This window comes from Treponema sp. C6A8 (genome assembly GCF_000619925.1).
GTDB lineage: Bacteria > Spirochaetota > Spirochaetia > Treponematales > Treponemataceae > Treponema_D.
The window spans coordinates 197,244-215,113 of sequence record NZ_JHVB01000001.1; the positions used below are offsets into that span (position 1 = coordinate 197,244).

The 17,870-nt window shown below is 41.1% G+C and carries 9 protein-coding genes; 4 read left to right on the forward strand and 5 right to left on the reverse strand.

Annotated elements, in window-relative coordinates; genetic code table 11:
• Positions 1-9: 9 nt before the first annotated feature.
• The 3 genes from T530_RS0100895 to lnt all read right to left on the reverse strand — a co-directional run bounded on the left by T530_RS0100895 (position 10) and on the right by lnt (position 4,669).
• Positions 10-2,118, reverse strand: a complete 2,109-nt coding sequence (locus T530_RS0100895) for a ribonucleoside triphosphate reductase (protein WP_027727380.1) — start codon at positions 2,116-2,118, stop codon at positions 10-12.
• Positions 2,111-2,593: a transcriptional regulator NrdR gene (gene nrdR, locus T530_RS0100900; RefSeq protein ID WP_027727381.1), complete on the reverse strand. Its 483-nt coding sequence runs from the start codon at positions 2,591-2,593 to the stop codon at positions 2,111-2,113. Before nrdR ends, T530_RS0100895 begins: the two co-directional genes overlap by 8 nt.
• Positions 2,594-2,863: 270 nt before the next feature.
• On the reverse strand, positions 2,864-4,669 hold the full coding sequence (gene lnt, locus T530_RS0100905) for an apolipoprotein N-acyltransferase (RefSeq protein WP_027727382.1): 1,806 nt from the start codon (positions 4,667-4,669) through the stop codon (positions 2,864-2,866).
• Between the two features lie 87 nt (positions 4,670-4,756).
• Here lnt and T530_RS0100910 point away from each other — a divergent pair, with 87 nt between their 5' ends.
• The 3 genes from T530_RS0100910 to T530_RS0100920 are packed head-to-tail and all read left to right on the forward strand — an operon-like array spanning position 4,757 to position 8,703.
• The gene (locus T530_RS0100910) at positions 4,757-5,938 is read left to right on the forward strand and encodes a galactokinase family protein (RefSeq protein ID WP_027727383.1); all 1,182 of its coding nucleotides are present in this window, start codon (positions 4,757-4,759) and stop codon (positions 5,936-5,938) included.
• A 21-nt stretch (positions 5,939-5,959) separates the two neighbouring features.
• A complete protein-coding gene (locus T530_RS0100915; protein ID WP_027727384.1) occupies positions 5,960-6,643 on the forward strand; it encodes a lipopolysaccharide assembly protein LapB in 684 nt (227 codons plus the stop codon).
• The gene (locus tag T530_RS0100920; protein ID WP_027727385.1) at positions 6,643-8,703 is read left to right on the forward strand and encodes a hypothetical protein; all 2,061 of its coding nucleotides are present in this window, start codon (positions 6,643-6,645) and stop codon (positions 8,701-8,703) included. Before T530_RS0100915 ends, T530_RS0100920 begins: the two co-directional genes overlap by 1 nt.
• Here T530_RS0100920 and dinB read toward each other — a convergent pair whose 3' ends face one another.
• The gene (gene dinB, locus T530_RS15355) at positions 8,704-14,679 is read right to left on the reverse strand and encodes a DNA polymerase IV (protein WP_081773633.1); all 5,976 of its coding nucleotides are present in this window, start codon (positions 14,677-14,679) and stop codon (positions 8,704-8,706) included. It lies immediately after the preceding gene.
• Positions 14,676-16,616, reverse strand: a complete 1,941-nt coding sequence (locus T530_RS0100930) for a hypothetical protein (protein WP_027727386.1) — start codon at positions 16,614-16,616, stop codon at positions 14,676-14,678. Before T530_RS0100930 ends, dinB begins: the two co-directional genes overlap by 4 nt.
• Before the next feature lie 89 nt (positions 16,617-16,705).
• Here T530_RS0100930 and T530_RS0100935 point away from each other — a divergent pair, with 89 nt between their 5' ends.
• Positions 16,706-17,869, forward strand: a complete 1,164-nt coding sequence (locus T530_RS0100935) for a hypothetical protein (protein WP_009105306.1) — start codon at positions 16,706-16,708, stop codon at positions 17,867-17,869.
• Position 17,870 lies beyond the last annotated feature (1 nt).

The following is a 17,870-nucleotide window of genomic DNA, read 5'->3' on the forward strand; positions in this document are numbered from 1 at the left end:
TCCCACTTTTTATGCATTTGCAAGTATTTTTTCTTTTTCAGCTTCAAGCACCTTAAGCTTTTCGAGAAGTGCCTTTTCCTTCTCTGCCTTACACTTAGGACATTCAAACTGCTGTCCCACAAGATAGCCGTGAACAGGGCAGATTGAATAAGTCGGCGAAATTGTAAAGAAAGGAATGCGGTATTTGTGAGAAATTGATTTTACAAGTTCTGCACATGCCTTCCAGTCTTTAATTGCTTCTCCCATGTAAACATGGAACATTGTACCGCCGGTGTACTTTGTCTGCAGTGATTCCTGATGATCCAAAGCTTCAAATACATCTGAGGTGTAGTCAACAGGAAGCTGAGAAGAGTTTGTATAGAAAGGAGCGTCCTTTCCGCTTGTAATAATGTCAGGGAACTGCTCCTTATCGTGTTTTGCAAGACGGTAAGAAGTTGATTCAGCAGGAGTTGCTTCAAGGTTGAAGAGGTCTCCTGTTTCCTCCTGATAATCCTGCATTTTTTCACGCATATGAGTAAGAACTTTTTCTGCAAAAGCCTTTCCTGCAGGCTCTGAAATATCAACACCAAGGAAGTTGAGACAGCATTCGTTCATGCCGCAGAGTCCGATTGTGTTGAAGTGGTTTGTAAGAGTTTTAAGATAGCGTTTTGTATAAGGGAAAAGTCCGCCGTCATAAAGACGCTGAATAACCTTTCTCTTGATGCAGAGGCTTTCTTTTGCAAGTTCCATAAGATAATCAAGGCGCTTGAAGAATTCCTGTTCGTCGTTTGCAAGGTAAGCAATCTGAGGAAGGTTGATTGTAACAACACCGATAGAACCTGTGAATTCATCTGCACCAAAGAGACCACCACCACGACGGCGGAGTTCGCGTTTATCAAGCTGGAGTCGGCAGCACATAGAACGTACGTCGCTTGGATTCAAGTCTGAATTTACAAAGTTCTGGAAGTTTGGAGTTCCGTACTGAGCTGTCATTGTAAACAAAAGCTTTGCGTTTTCGCTTGTCCAGTCAAAATCCTTTGTGATGTTGTAAGTCGGGATAGGGTAAGCAAATCCTCGGCCTTCAGCGTCACCTTCAATCATCAGTTCAATGAATACCTTGTTGATAAGGTCCATTTCCTTCTGGCAGTCACCGTAAGTGAAATCCTGTTCCTTACCGCCAACAATAGCCTTTTTATTTTTAAGGTCATCAGGACATACCCAGTCAAGGGTGATGTTTGTAAATGGTGCCTGAGAACCCCAGCGGCTTGGTGTGTTTACACCGTAGATGTATGACTGAATGCACTGGCGAACCTGTTTTTCTGTAAGCTTGTCTGTGCGTACAAATGGAGCAAGATAAGTATCAAAAGAAGAGAAGGCCTGAGCGCCTGCCCATTCGTTCTGCATGATTCCCAAAAAGTTTACAATCTGGTTTACAAGAGTTGAAAGGTGAGTTGCAGGAGTTGATGTAATTTTGTCAGGAACTCCGCCAAGACCTTCTGCAATCAGCTGACGAAGAGACCAGCCTGCGCAGTAACCAGAGAACATTGAAAGGTCGTGAATGTGGAAGGCAGCAGTTTTATGTGCTTCTGCAATTTCCTTTGAGTAAATATTGTTGAGCCAGTAGTTGGCTGTGATTGTACCTGAGTTATGAAGAATAAGTCCGCCCAGAGAAAAGTTAACGTTGGCGTTTTCATTTACGCGCCAGTCGCTCTGAGCAAGGTAGCCGTCCATTGTTTTATTGATGTCCAGCATGAGTTTTTTTGTATCGCGCATAACTTCATGTCTTGCGCGGTAAAGAATGTAGGCCTTGGCAATGTCTACTTCCTTATTTTCAATAAGAACGCTTTCTACAATATCCTGAATTTCTTCGATTGCAGGAATTGAGTGAGCGCGGTTTCCTGCCATCTGAAGACGGATTTTTTCTTCTACTGCATTTGTTAATTCATAAGCGCGGTCAGGATCTTTTCTTCCTTCAACCGCTTCAATTGCCTTGTCTATGGCAGTTTCGATTTTTTTCCGGTCGTATTTTGCGATTTCACCGCTTCTCTTTACAACCTGTTTGATAACGCCCTGTGTTTCTTCATCAGAGCTGGATCCCAAAAAACTTCTCCACTCAGGAAAAATTGACTGGTCACTCATTGCTTCCCCCCTTCGACTTTTTCTTTATTTTTTTAACTTCTGTCATAAATTCTTCAAGGTTTTCAAAATGGCGGTAAACCGAAGCAAAACGAATGTATGCAACCTTGTCTATGTCATAAAGTTTTTCCAAAACTAATTCGCCCAAAGCTGATGTAGAGATTTCGCGGGCTTCCTTTCCCTGTTTGATTGCAAGGTCTTCTATATCATTGCAGATCTGTTCGACCATTGCTGTTGAAACAGGGCGTTTTTCAAGTGCCCGGATAATTCCTTTTTCGAGTTTTTCACGGTCAAAAGGCTGACGACGCTGTCCGTCACGCTTAACAACCATAAAAGGTTTTTCGTCAATGCGTTCGTAACTTGTAAAACGATAACCGCAGAAAAGGCATTCACGGCGGCGGCGGATGCTTTCACCGTTTACCATTGTTCGAGATTCCAGAACTTTATCGTCTAATTTTCCGCAATAAGGGCAGCGCATTACTTTTCTCTTTGTGGCGTGAATTCATAGTGTACTTCCCACCACAATTTGAATGATATAACACTAAATATGTTGCGACAATAGAATTTTGGTGAATTCAGAAGAATTTTTTTAAACTATTTTTCTTGACAAAAAAAAATTTTATGCTTTGATAAAAAATCTTGTTATGAAGTATTGACTAAAAATGGAATTTTGAATTTATAGCCGCAGATAAACACAGATATACACAGATGATTTTTTTATCTGTGTACATCTGAGTCCCATCTGTGGCTATTTCTTCTTGTGAGACTTCTTTTTCTTTTTAAATTTTCTTGATGAAGGAATGTAATCGGTTGCTTCAAAACTGAAGTATTCAATAAGGCAGTAGATTGTGAATAGAAAAAGTATGATAAGAGGAAGCCAGTTTCCCAGGCGGGCATAAACTGTTCTTTCGTGTGCATAAACCGGAACCTGGTAAGCAAGGGCATATTCTTCAAAAAGAGGTGAGTCTGCAAGTACCTTTCCTGTCGGGGAAATTACGCAGGAGTAGCCGGCATTTGAAGAGCGGATCATTGGGGTTCGGTATTCAATTGAAGAAAAGGAAGAAATTACAAAATGCTGGATTTCGCTTGATTTTTTAAGGGACCAGGAATCATCTGTAATGTTTACAAAAAGCTCTGCGCCGTATCTGCTCATTTTTCCCATAACTTCGGGAAAGGCGTCGTCAAAGCAGATTGGAGTTGAAATGCGGACTGTAGGGGCCTTGTCTTCTTCAAGGCTTTCCTGAGACCAGCTTTTTGATAAATCAAGGTATTTATAGGGCGGTAAATGACGGTCCGGATTCCATTTTGCAGGAATGTCAAAAAGGACAATCTGATCGCCCGGAGTCCAGCCGGCAGAAATCTTAAGGTATTGCTTGAGGAATTTTCTTACCGCTTCTGATTCGCGGCCTGGCAGGGCTTCTGCAAAGGGAACAAGATGATTTTTTCCGTAGTGGCCGCGAAGATTGCTGTCTTTATCGAATACCAGGGCTGCGTTGTTTACCTGGGCTTTTTCTGCATTTTTTATATAGCGGCCGCCAAGAAGGAAGGGAAGCTTTGTTTCTTTTATAAAGTCTGTAAGAGGTTTTTCGCCGGGGAAAATGCTGTAATGACTTTCGCTGTTGGGAAAAGGACGCCTTAAGCAGCCTTCACTCCAGACAACAAAATCTGCGCTTATATTTTCAGCCTTGAGCTGGTCGAGTTTCTCTTTTGTGAGGCGCTGGGAGCGGAGAATTGAATCGTGGTCGGATTTTTCCTTCCAGGGGTCTGAGTTCTGCTGAATCATCACCGCTGTAAGGTATTTTTGTGGCACCCTCACTTTTAGAAGCTGATATGTGCCGTATAAAAGTGATAAAAGTGTTAAGGCGGCCAGGACTTTTTCTGATTGCAGGACCATGCGGAAGGGGGCCTGACCTGGTGCTGACGGCCTGGTCTGGCCTTGAAAGCCCTTTTGCGTGACTGGGGACGAAAAAATTCTTTCTTCAAGAAGGGCATTAAAAAGCGCTGTCAAAAAAGTGATGCCGTAAGTGCCGGTAATTGAAGCAATCTGGGTGAGAAGGGACCAGCGGTAGAGTGCTGACGGGACTGTTCCCCAGGGATAGCCCAGAAAACCTGTGGATTTTACCCATTCGTAGAGGGTGTAAAGAGATGCGAAATAGAGGACTTTGAAGTCTTTAGTGCGGAAAGTGCTTTTTTCTATGGAAAAGTCCAGGAGGGGATTCTGTTTTTTTGAGGAATTATAGGGCAGAAAGAGAAATAGTCCGAAAATTCCTCCGATTATGCCCGTTCCAAAGGCCGAGGCACCCAGAGTGAAGGCGGCAAAATCCATAAAATTGGCCAGCCAGAAGCTTGAAAGAAGGTGGGTGACGCAGGTCTGGGTAAAGCCGCACAAAAAGGCTTCTTTAGGGCTTTTGCAGTTTTTTATTGCGTGATAAAAGGGGGCAAGGGCTAAGAGTGCGGCGAAGGGAAATCCAAAAAGGAAGAATTCGTTGGGAATGGCGGCGGAAAGCAGCAGACCCGAAAATGCAGAATAAAAAACTTGTAAAATCGCACTCATTACTATATTATTATCTACATATATTCAAAAAAAATTAAGCACTTAAATTAAAAAAAAGTGGCTGACAGGGATGAGGGGGTCAGGTTTTTGAAAGCACTGAATGATGCCCACGAGCAGGAGTACAAAAAATTACCGGAGGTTGTGGCAAAAGCGCCCGGCAGATTTCATCTGATTGGCGAACACTCCTGGTTTTTTAAAGATAAGACACTTTCCATGGCAATAAATCTTCCGGTTTATGTTGCCGTTTCTAAAAGAGAAGATTCATCACTTCATTTTTATTTTCATCAGCTGAATGACAGGAAAAAGAGTTCTTCAACTGGTGTAAAGCTCAAAAAAGAAGATAAATGGGCAAACGCAGTAAAGGCAGTTGTCTATGGTTTTACTTCGGGCGGTTATGCTGTCGGCGGTTTTGACCTTACGATTTACAGTCAGATACTTCCGTCTGCCGGCTTTGGTATTACGACGGCTGTAAAGGTTGCGGCGGCGCTTGCGATTAAGGAACTGTTTGGCTTCAAATGCGACAACAATGTTCTTCTTCAGGTTCTTGAACGTGCCAACAAACTCTTCTTACAGACTGCTAACCACATTGCCGATAACTATGCGGCTCTCTTTTCTAAAAAAGATACACTTTTAATCACTGACCATTTCAAGAACTCCTGGGACTATGCAAACTTTGACTTCCCGGACAAGAAAATCCTTCTTGTAGATACAAAGGTACCTCGCTGGACTGTCTGGAATGAAGAGTCGATTTACGAGCCTCAGTATGCCCTTTTGCTTGGTGATTTGCGCGAGAAAAAGCCTAACGTTTATGGCGGCTGGCAGTATATTTCTGACATCACTGATATTAATGAAATTCTTGAAGTTGTAAGTGAAGATATTCACAGAAAGCTTTATACTATGCTTCGCGAACATAATGACGTACTTGAAGCCCGCGAAGGTCTTATTAAGTCGGATTTCTTCAGGTTTGCCCGCGCTGTAAATGACAGCTATGTTACTATGCGTGATTTGTATGACATCTCATGTCCTGAAATTGACTGGATTTTGAAGCGTGTAGGTGAACTTGAGCCAAATCTTGAACAGGTTCGAAATCCTGTTACCTGCGGTCGTATTACAGGTAAGGGCTTTGGACGCTGTCTTTATGCAATTGTACGTAATAGCGATGTAGATACATTTAAGGCAAAAATTGCAGAATTTGAAAAGATTTTCGGCTTCCATCCGGATGTGTACGAGGTTGTACCTTCTGATGGTGCTTCTTTAGTACGTGACTAGCATTTTTTTTGGGAGGAAAAAATGGCTGAGAATATTTTAAAAGAAGGCATTAAGCTTTATAACGAGGGTAATTATTCCGATGCCCTGGCGTTTTTTCTTTCTCTTCCGTCTGATTCTGCCGTTGACAAAATGGAAGTTGCCTATTTTTTAGGTCTCTGCTACACAAAACTTCAGAATTATGATGAAGCCCTTTTGTTCTTGGAGCAGGTGGTTACTTCCGGCGGACAGCTTGACCGTGTACTTCAGTGCCGTTTCCTTCTTGCAGTGATTTACGCCCTTTCCGGCCGTAAGCGCCTGGCAGATTTTGAGCTTGGAAAGCTTCTGGAGACCGGCTATAAGCCTGCTTCTGTTTATGCGGCAATTGCTTTTGTTGCCTGGGAACAGAATGATACTGAAAAATGCCTTTCATACTACGAAAAATCTCTTGAAAATGATCCTGATAATATTACTTCGCTCAACGGGCTTGGCTATGTGCTTGCCTGTACAGAAAAGGATTTAACCCGGGCCTTGAGCCTTTGCAAGCAGGCTGTAAAGAGCGCGCCAAAATCGGCTGCCTGTCTTGATTCTCTGGGATATGTTTATTACAAGCTTGGCCTTTATGATGATGCAAAAAATTATCTTACTCAGGCAGAAAAAATTGACGGAGATAACGAAGAAATTGCAAGACACATGAAGGATCTGATGCTTGCGGGACGTAAATACTGATGAAAAAAAGTTTACTTTTAGTTTGTTTTTTAATATCTTCTTCTCTTTTTGCGCAGAATATTACCTCTGATGCGGGAATGACTGTTCCTGAAGACAGAATTCGAACCGCTTCGGAAGGATTTGCTTCAGAGGAATTCCGCAGGGGTGTTCAGGCTTATTACAAGGGAGCATTTAACGAGGCTATAATTCAGTTTGAAAAGGCTCTTTCTTTTATGCCTAACGACAGCCTGATTCTGGACTGGCTTGGAAAATCTTACTACAAAACTGGACTTGAAGGTTCGGCACTTTCTTACTGGCAGTCGGCACAGGATAACGGATACGGTGGAATCTTACTGGCAAATAAAATTGAAGTTGTACGTGAGCGCCGCGTAACTGGTGATACAAACGAAAATCTTATGCGGCTTTCTGAGGCTGGAAGTTATCCGGGGGAATTTAACGGGAATATGATTTATTCAGGTCCTGTTTCTGTTCTTCCAAACTATGACGGAACTTTCTGGATTGCGGCCTATAATACAAATAATCTTCTGCTTATGAATCAGAACGGTTCTGTAATTGACAGAATTACGGGGCCTATAAACGGTTTTGACCGTCCTAGCGATATTATACGCATGAGTGACGGAAATCTTCTGGTAAGTGAAAGCGCTGGAAACAGAATTTCCCTTTTGAATTCAAACGGTCGTTTCATAAAGTATATCGGGCAGAAGGGAAGGGAGCTTGGCGGACTTGTGGGACCTCAGTATCTTTCACTTGACCAGCTTTCCCGCATTTATGTCACTGATTTTGGTAACCGCCGTGTTGATGTTTTTGACCGTGAAGGAAATCCTCTTTATTTCTTTGGAACAAAATCTGCTTATTTTGAAGGCCTGAAGGGACCTACCGGCATTTGCGTGCTGGAGGATTCGGTTTTTGTTGCTGATTCCATTAGCGGATCTATTTATGAGTTTGACCGCGCAGGAAACTTTATTCGCGAGCTTGTTGAAAAAAAGACTTTCAAAAAGCCGGAAGCCATAAGAGTCTGGAATAAGATGCTTGTAATCTGCGACCAGAATAAAGTTATCGCGGTAAATCCGCAGACCGGATCGCTTTTTGAGTACGTAAAGACGGGAAATGCGCCGTCCCGCGTTACAACAGCTTCTCCGGACGTAAACGAAAATCTTGTCGTGTCTGATTATACTGCCAACGAAGTTTATGTAATGTCAAAGCTTTCCGAGCTTGTGGGCGGACTTTTTGTTCAGATTGAACAGATTGACGCTTCAAAATTCCCGGAAGTTACTCTGGAAGTTCGTGTAGAAAACCGCCACCGCCAGCCTCTTGTCGGCTTGCAGGAACAGAATTTCTATATTTCTGAAAACAAGCAGCCGGTTCAGAACATGAAGTTTTTGGGAGCTGCTTCAAACAATACAGATGCTGACATTACTCTTGTAATTGAACGTTCTGTAGAAAGCCTTCGTCATAAAACTGAAATTGAAATGGCAGTCCGGGAGATTGCAGAAAGCATGAAGGAACAGGGAGTCCTTCGTATTGTGACGGCAGGAAAGATTCCTGTTACAGAATATATTGGAAGTCCTTTCGGGGCACGTAACTTCAGCCTGGATGCCCTTAAAAATCCTGTTTCTGATACTGTCGCTCTTGACCTGGCACTTCGCCTTTCAAGCAATGATTTGATTAATGCGGCAAAGAAACGCGCCATCATCTTTATTTCCGGCGGTTCTGAAAATGCCCTCAGCTTTGAAAGCTACAATCTTTCTGAGCTTACAGCCTATATGTGCAATAATTCAATCCTCTTTTCTGTGATTCAGGTAACTCAGGGCTCTCCAAGTTCGGAAGTAAGCTATATCAGCGAAAATACAAACGGTGATATGTACTATGTTTACCGGGAAGAAGGACTTGGAAACGTCGTAAAGGAAATTATTGAAAGTCCACAGGGAATCTATCAGCTCAACTATGTTTCAATGCAGACTTCAAACCTTGGTGAAAAATATATTCCGGCAGAAATTGAAGTTTATCTTTTGAACAGAAGCGGCCGCGACGAAACCGGTTATTTTGCGCCTTTGCAATAATTAGAACTCTGCCTTTCCGCCGATGCTGAACTTGATTGCAAGGGTGTTTGGCAGATTGCTGTAATAATTAAAATCAATTCCAATTCCTGTGCTCATCGTGAAATATTTCAGGAATTTTGCTTCAACAAGATGAGAGTAGGAGTAAACCTGTTTTTTCACTTTTCCGGATTTTGAAATCTGGAAGTTTACCGTTTCCTTTCTTGAAATGCCGAATTCCGTTTCTGCGGCTCTTTTTGAGATAAGCTTTGCAATTTCTACGACCGGCGTTGTTTTTCCTTCATGCTGCCAGATAAGGGTTGTTTTGGCACTGTAATCAAGATTTGTTTCAATCGAAGTGTCAAGCGCGGTTTTAAGGGTGTTTTTGTTGTCGATGTAAAACAAAAGCTGGGCATAATATGCTAAAAGATAGGTGATGTTTTCCGGGGCTCCAGACGGCACTTTTACGATTCCTGTAAGGCTTGAAATTACTTCGTCCTGATTGTACCAGTTGAAAATAGGGTGGAAGCTTTCCCTGCCGAAATTATTTATTGAATTGTTTGTAAGTGTTGCCCGGTACTGGTAGACGTCGCTGGTTTTTGAAGAGACTGTCAGGTCTCTGCTGACTGCAAAACTTGCGGATGACGGAATTAAAAGGTCTTTTGGAGTGTTGAAAAGGCGGCGGCTCCAGAAGGTCTGATATTTTGTCGTGTAGGCAAGCTTTTGTACCGAAGCTTTTTTTTCATTTTGAATCTGCGAGTCTAAATCTTTCTGGAATAAATCATAGAAGGGCAGGGATTTATACATGTAAGCCCGTTCATTTTGCCTGGAAAAGAGCTTGTTTGTGTCATCAAAGTAAGTGCCGTTTATATCTGAATCATTTTCTGTTCCAGAGGCATATTTTGAAAGAGTAAACTTAAAGTTGTTTGAACTCAGCTGGAAAGGAAGCTGGAAAATAAAACCTTCTGAGTCGGAAAAGAGGCTGTCATTTGAAGAAGATGAAGTTCCCTGGATTTCGTAAGTAAGATCAGGTTTTAGATTCAGGAGAGGAAGTGAGGCGCCTGCCTTTGAAGTGTATTTTTCTGATTTATAGATGGCATATTCTTCTCCGCTTGAGAATTCAAATTCTGAAATTTCACGCCAGCCTTCAAAATAATTATTTGTATTGAAAGTTTTTGAGGCCGCCTTTTTTGTGTTTATCTTTTGTGAGAACTCGGCCTTTTCCGTAAAGTCCAAAATCCAAGGCTTGAAGTTCAGTGACAGGGCGGAATTTTGAGTTTGAGTTGACCAGGAATTCTGGGCTTTTGTTTCTGCACTTACTTTTACAGGAACTTTAAGCTCTGTAAGGTCGAGTGAAAGGGAGTTCTGCTTTTTTAAGTTTTTGTCATCGTTGTTAAAGCGGTAAGTTTCTTCAAAGCCCACAATTTTTTGAGTTTCGATGTCGCTTTTTATTGAGTGGCCGGCGTTTTTAAATAAAGTGTAGTCCGTAGCATTTGATGAAGTTGAAAGAGACGCGTCTGCAGAAAGCTCTACGCCGCTTACTGTTACTGCTCCCTGGGCTGTGGAAGTAACCGCTCCCTGTTTTGCAGAATCTTTAGGCGCATTTGCTATTGCCTGACTTCCTGTCTGACTTGAATCAACGGAAAAAGATGCGTTTTTTATTACGGAAAAGGATTTTTCGCCTTCGTCATTGTAAGTGGCAAGAATATCGCCATCTTTTTTTAATTCCAGCTTTGTGTGGTTATGGGCGGTAAGATTTAGCGCCGACTCCGAAAAATACAGGTTATCTACATAGAAAGAGCCTTCTGTGATAATTTTTCCGTTTGAGTAAGTGTCAAAAACTATCCTCTGTCTTGAAGGGATAATTTTTGAATTAATGTCAAGTTCATAATCATTTGTATTTAAGCTGATGCCATTAAGGCTGATTTCTTTATTTGAAAGGTTAATGGAAAGCCTGTTCCAGGTGAGGCTTGAGGAAATATAATTCTGTAAATTGTGAATTACAAGCTTTACAGCAGGGGAATCTGCTTTTGTTGTATTTTCAAGATAAAATGTCATTCCTTCATTTGAAGCTGTGTAGGAAGAAGAAGCTTCTGTTTCTGATGATTTAATATAGGCAAAGTCAAAATCAATTTCGCCGTAATTTGAAAAATCTGCAGCTTCAAAATAATTTATAGCGGTGATTTTTGTATCATCTGAACTTGTAATTGTGGCTGCGTCTTTTATGTATTTCCAGTGAATAATTGAAGAATAATTTTCTTTTTTTGCAAGCTGGTCTGCAGAAGGGGAAGATGTTTTATCGCTAGTAGTATTTACATAAAGATCTGATGCGTGCTTGGTGTATATGCTCTGGAGGTAGGGCTTGTAAGTGCCGAAGTAGATTTTACCCTTTTCATCGCCAATAGTTTTTGCAGAGGAAGTCTGAACAATAATGAGGCGGGCGTCGTGGTTTGAAGAGAGTTTTGCCCGGTCTTGGTCATAAAGCCTGATTTTGATGTTCTGAGGATTTTTTGATAAAAGATTAAGCCCCGTGATTGTTTTATCATCATTTCCTGTCAGTTTCCAGGTTGATACAGAGTCACTGTCTTCGCCGCTAAAGTCGCTTTCTGCTTTTACGCCAAGCTGAAGATAAACTTCATAGCTGTCCGTATTTTTAGGATTAAAATCTGGAGTCAGCTGAATCTGCATTTCACTTGCAGAACTTATTACGCCAGAAAGCTTTACGTCTACCGCTGCCCACGCATCGCTTGAAATGGAAGAAAAATCCCAGGCGAGGGGAATTTTATAGCCCTTAGAGTCGCTTTCTCCTCCGTGTTTTAGGATTGTTCCGTTTGTAGTCTGAAAAAGCTGCCTTGCACTTCCAGTATCTCCGCTCCAGTTTAAGACTGGTTCTGCCTTTGTCGTATAGCCTGCGGTGCTGGAAAGATAATAATTTTCCGGAACGAAATTTTTTTGTTCGCTGACTAAAAGCTTTCCTGCTGCATTCTGTGTGTTTATGCTGGCCGCAAGCTGTTCTGTAAGGCTAAGATTTTCTCCTCTGTATTTAACACCGCCGGAAAGAGCTGCAAAGCCGTTTTTAAGGTTGTCCTGAACAGAGTATTTTTCCTGAATGCTTACGGGCCAGGTGGCGGTAAGAGCCAGGTCTCCGCGGAGTTTTTCTGTAAAGTTATAAACAAAGCCGGCCCCCGAAGAAACTGAGCCGCTTCCAAAATTGCTGCTGTCTTCCTGCCAGATGATGTAGATTTTGTCGGTGTTTCCAATGCTGCCGGAAGGCACGACCTTTCCTGTATCTGAATAATATTTTGCGCCGGAATCAAGAATACCGTTTTTGTAGACCTGGACAGTTCCACCTGCGGCTGCTGTTCCTATTAAGATTTCAGAAACAGGGGAATAAGAGCGCACAAGAATAGTGATGTCATTTCCTGTGCTTATATTAAGGTAAACTTCTGGATTTTCCCTGGCAAAAGGAAAACGGTTTTCTGCCAGCTGAAGCGAAGTATTTGCCGCTATGGCAGATTCTGTCGTTACCCTTGCATATTTATGATTTACTGCAAAAAAATCGTCCTTTACTGCAGAAAATGTTTCCAGAATTTCTTCAATATTGTATTCTTTTGCTTCTTTTTCTGTATTTTTGTAAATAACGGAAATGTCAGCTTCTTTTGTGATTCCAAGATCGTAATAATTTGCGCAGAGGTAAGGAGTAAGTTTTACCGGATGCTGAATTATGAGGGCAGGGCTGCCTTCGATTTCAGTTTTCAGCTGGTCGTCTGCGAGAGCATAATTTTCAAGAGGAATTTCTGCATAGGTATTAAAATATTTTTTTACTTGTCCTGCAAATGTTGTTTCTTGTGAATAGTTTCCAGTTGCTGTTACAATTGAAGTTATATCTGCAGCCGAATTAAAAGTAACAAGGATTTCCGGCACCTTTCCGTTTACCCGGCCTGTATTTGCGCTTGTAGAAAAAATAATCTGACTTTGTGATTCAACAATAAGATAATCTGCGTTTGAAAGCTTTTTATATTTCCTTTTACTTTTATCTGTGTAGGTTCCGGAATCAGACTGAACGTAAATATCCTTTATGTTGGGAAGAAGTGATTTAACTGAGTCCGGGAAAACAAAGCGGCTGCCCCTCATGTAATCTGAAGGAGCAATATTTACGTCGGTGACGCTGTTCATTCCGTAGAAGGTTGCCGTTTTTGTTTTTGTCATGTCATATCGCAGAATAAAATCTGCTGCCCAGCGTCCGTCCAGAAAATCTTCAAAATGAAGGGAAAGTCCAGGAGCCTGATTGTCTCCGCCTTTTAAGCCGTAACCAAAATATTCTGCAGAATATTCGCTCTGCATAAAAATCTTTCGGTTGGAAAGGCGGGCCTCGCGAAGATAGCCTTTTCCTTTATAAGTTACGGCATAGGTGTTTTTCTTGAACTCGTCGGCAAAACTTGCCTCAAAATACCAGGTGTTATTCAGTTTTACAAGGGCTGTTAAATCTACTGCCTGCTTAAAAACAGGCGTTCCCGGCGAAAAACTCTGGCTGCCTGAATCCTGCCCCGAATCATCACTTCCGCCAAAAGACCATAAAAGACTTTCTTCAAAAAGTCCCTGCCAGTAGCCCTTGAGGGAAAAATCTACATGATTTTTATCGCTTAAATCCCAGAAATAAAGGGTATCGGGATTTTTATTTATTACCTCAGACGGAAATACGTCAGGAAGCATGGCTCCTGCACCGCCTTCTGTAACGGAAGTGTGAGTCTGAGAAAAAGCCACCTGCCTGCTGCCTGCTGCCCCCAGCATTACCGCAAGTAAAACAGCCTTTAAGGTCCGCGCCTTCTGCACCCGGATTTCAGGATGTTTTTTTTCAAGTTTCAGGATGGCTTTTTCTACCGCCTGCTTTTTTTCATTTCCGTCCTGGAATAATGTCAGCTGAAGTGGCTTTTCTTCCTTCGTTACGTTTTCTACTCCAACTCCCAAAAGTCTTATCCCGCTGCCTTCTGTGTATTTTTTTTCAAAAAGGCCTTTTACAACTTCAAAAAGAGAATCGAGGGTGAGGATGTTTGTATCGCAGGTTTTCTGGACTGTTATTGTGCTGAAGTCGTTATAGCGGATTTTTACCATTGCAGTTCGCGAATAGCTTTCTTCCCGCAAAAGACGGAATAAAACTTCATGGGAAAGTTCCATTAGCGCCGTCTCCGCGGCATACGCGTCCGTTAAATCCACAGGGAAAGTCCGCTCCGCACTTATAGAATGGCTCTTGCGCTCCCTCTTAAAAACGCCAGCGCCCCCAGCCGTCATCACATCCCACAAAAAGGCGGCAGTATTTTTTCCGAACTGAAATTCCAGCGTCTCGTAATCGCGCAGTAATATATCTGAAGTTGTATAGATTCCGCCCTTGTTCAGGGCCTCCAGCGATTTTGCCCCGATTCCCCATACCTTGTTCAGGGGAAGGGCTTTCATAAACTTCTGCTCGCTTTCAAGCCCGGCTTCAACAAAATAAAATCCATCCGGTTTATTGTAGCCGGAAGCAATTTTTGCAAGGTATTTGGTTCTTGCAAGTCCTATGCTGACTGTAAGTCCTGTTTCTTTTTTTACCCGTTCTTTTATCTTTTTTGCCGTTTCCCAGGGCTGCCCGAAAAGCTTTTCAGTTCCTGTAAGGTCAATGAAAGCTTCATCAATGGACATCTGCTCAACATCCGGAGAATAATCCTTAAAAATCTGCATTATTTTATAGGAAATTTCTTCATAGCGTTCCATTCTGGGGTTAAGGAATATTCCCTGAGGGCAGAGCTGGAAGGCCTGAAAGCCCGGCATGGCAGAATGTACTCCGAATTTTCTTGCTTCATAAGAGGCTGTTGAAACAACACTGCGCTTTTTATTGGGATTTCCGCCTACAATTACCGGTTTTCCCCGGTATTCAGGATGATCAAGCTGTTCAACAGAGGCAAAAAAAGCGTCTAAATCAACATGTAAAAACCAGGTTGAGGCAGTTACTGGAATTCCGCTCATTCTGCCTCGCTTACAGCAAAGATTTTTTCCTGTCGAATGTAGGTGTTTTCTTCATCTGTCGGGAAGATAACCGTTATTTTTACAAAACCCGGCTCTTCTGTGGTTCCGTAGGTAAAGGTAAGATTCTGCGGAGGATTTTGCGGAATTAAGAAGTGGGAAGTCGTAGCGTTTATGACTTCAAAATCATAATCAGAATATTTTAATGACTGGGAATTAGGACTGAAAAGCTGAACGTCGCAAAGTTCCGGCTTTTGAGAAAGAGTAATATTAATTGTCCTGATAATATCGTCAAATACCACTTTATCTGTATGAGTAAGTTTGATCAATTCATTATCGGAAGAAATGACGACCGGCATTTGAGTTTTTGTAACAGATTTATTTCTGAGCGGAACAGAGATAAGGCAGATTTCTGTCTGAGTAAAGATGATGGAAACTGCATAAACGATTACAAAAAGGGCAAGGCTTCGCTTCTGAGGATGAGTCTGGCGGAATTTTATCACAATGCGAAGGTACAAAAGTAAAACTGGGGTAAAAATCAAGGCAAGGGAGAACTGGTAAACTTTTGTGCCAAGTAAAAATGACAGTATCTGTGAACTCTCAAAGCTTCCCAAAAAAGAAAATGTATAAGGAAAGAGAAGGAGAATCAGAATGAAAAAGAGATATAGATGTGAAAAGAATTTTCTGTAAAAGATAGCAGAAAAGGCTGCCAGGAAAATCAAAAGGAACATAGGGAAAAGCGAGATGTCAAAAAAAGCAAAAAAGGACTGATTAATAAAAGTTGAAAGAAGAACAAGATAATCAACCGAGCGCTCTGTAAACTTATGATTTAAAAACGAAAGAAAATAGTAAAAGAAGGAAGTCAAAACAACGGCAAAAGAAAGCTGAAGACATAATAAAAGGAAAATCTTTCCGAATTCAGTTTGCGGATTAAAAAGGTAAAAAAGGCCTTTTCCCATCTCAAGACCTGCGGCAATTAAAACGAAGGTAATCGGAGCCGCATACCAGACATAGCGGATTTTTTTCCAGGCTTCAAATTTAATGAAGGAATTGATATAGCCGAATACAAAAATAAAAAGCAGAAGAGTAAAAATTACAATAAAAAGGATTGTAAGGATGTGCTTTTCTGTCAGAATGTGAAAGCTTCCGAATAAATTATAAAGGATAAAGTGCTGGTCCCAGTTAAAGTTTGAAAAATCCTTTACCATATCAGTCAGGGTAGAAAGAATAATTTTCTGGTCAAGCTGACTGTCAAAATCAATTTTAATGGCAGGAATATCCTTTTCAAAAAAAGAATCAAGCCTGCGGTCCTGCTGGAAAGAAAGCCTATATAGTTGGCTTAAAAAAATAAAGCGGTTTGTGACGGGAAGCTTATTCTTTAAAAATGCATTAAGGCAGTTTTTTATAAGATTACCCGGCGCAATAATCTGATTGCTTGAAGAACTGATTTTTGTTTTTGGCGAATCAAGGTCTATTAAAACTGCCGTAAAATCATCCTCAAAGTAGAAGTCATCCAGGAAAACGTCAGTTCCATAAATCATGCCCGGCTTTTCAAATTTCGGGACTTCGCCATAAGCAAAAAGAATGGTTGGATTACAGGTAAGGTCTGTTATTTTCAGATAATTGATGAATTGCCTGATAATTTCCCTTTTTTCATAGGCGCTTTGCATTTCAAATACAAAAAGTACATTTTCAAGGTTTTCAGAATTGGAGTATCTGCCGATATTTTCTATATAAATATTGTAGGGAAAGTCATTCTGGTTATAATTTAAAAGCGGCTGGGCTTGCGGCTTAAAATTATTATCTGAAAGGAATTCAAAAAAAGACAGGCATAAATGGCTTCCTGTCGGAGTTTTTTGCAGCTCCTGTGCAGACAGGTTTGTAAAAAACAGATGAGAAAGCAGAAGTGTAAGAAAAAATGCTGTTTTTTTGAATTTCATGCAAATTCAGTTTAAGAATTTTATGTTTACAATGCAAGTCCAATAGGTTATAATTTTAATAGGATAAAAAGTTACTTTTTGGGTGGATTATGGCGTCTGACAAAAAATTTATACTTGAATTACCGCTGAAGGTTATATTGACTGAAGATGGCGCTTCAAATTTTATTAGTCATAATAAAAAGCTTCTTCGTTTTAAACTTGCAGATAACATTGAAGAATACGGTATTTCATTAAACAAATTTTCTCCTCAGTCAATTCAGAGCATGATTTTAGTTGATTACATTTCTAAAATAGAAATTTCCATGTCTGAATTTGTTTCTTCACGCCAGGAAGTAATGGACCTTTCAAAGGTTATCGTTTTCTCTATCCTTTACAAGCAGTTTGACCGCGAAGTTTATTCAGCCCTTATTCAGTGTGACTGTGTAAGAAAGCATAACCGCGCAAATCCTACTCATTTGATTGATGAAAGAACAGAAATGAGCGAAAGACAGCTTCGCGCAATTCTTTCTAATAAAGAAAATATCATTCAGACTACACGCCGCCAGATTCTTGAGCCGGTATGGAAGGCTGTAATGGGCAACGCTGAATTTTCATCAGAGGAAAAGAACATCTATCTTTTGATGAGTGAAAAGTTTATGAACCGTCTTGGTCTTATGAACTGGTATATCATCACTTTGTTTGCAAAAAATGAAGGCGCAAACGAAATGTATATTGCAATCCGTAATATTTTGAGCCAGTACATGGAAAAATCAAAGGTTGCTGAATATATTTCGGTAATGGTGATGGAGCTTGCCCTCAACAACGAAAATACCAATATCCGTAAAGAAGCAAAAAATATGTATCACGGAATCAAGGATATTGATGCCCTTATTTACGACCCTGAAATCCGTGCAAAAATCGTTCAGGAACTTCAGCGAAAGCACGAACTTGTATTCCTTAGCTGGAAGCTGGGCGGTGGTTCAACTTCTATCGGTAAACAGGGAAGACTTTCCATTACCCTTTACAACAAGGACGATGAGTTTCAGGAAGTAAAGGAAAACATTGAAACAGCTAAATCATCTAATACAGAAAAACGAACCCTTATAGACTTCTACCGAGATTTGCCGGAAGGGCAGGAAGGAACGGATTTGGGCTTGTACTACCTTTCTTATCTTGATGATGCCTGCAAAAAGGTAAACGTAAAGTTCGAATCTCTGGTAAATCAGTTCTCTGCAAGTGAACTTACCGTCATCAATTTGAACTTTAACTTCTAGC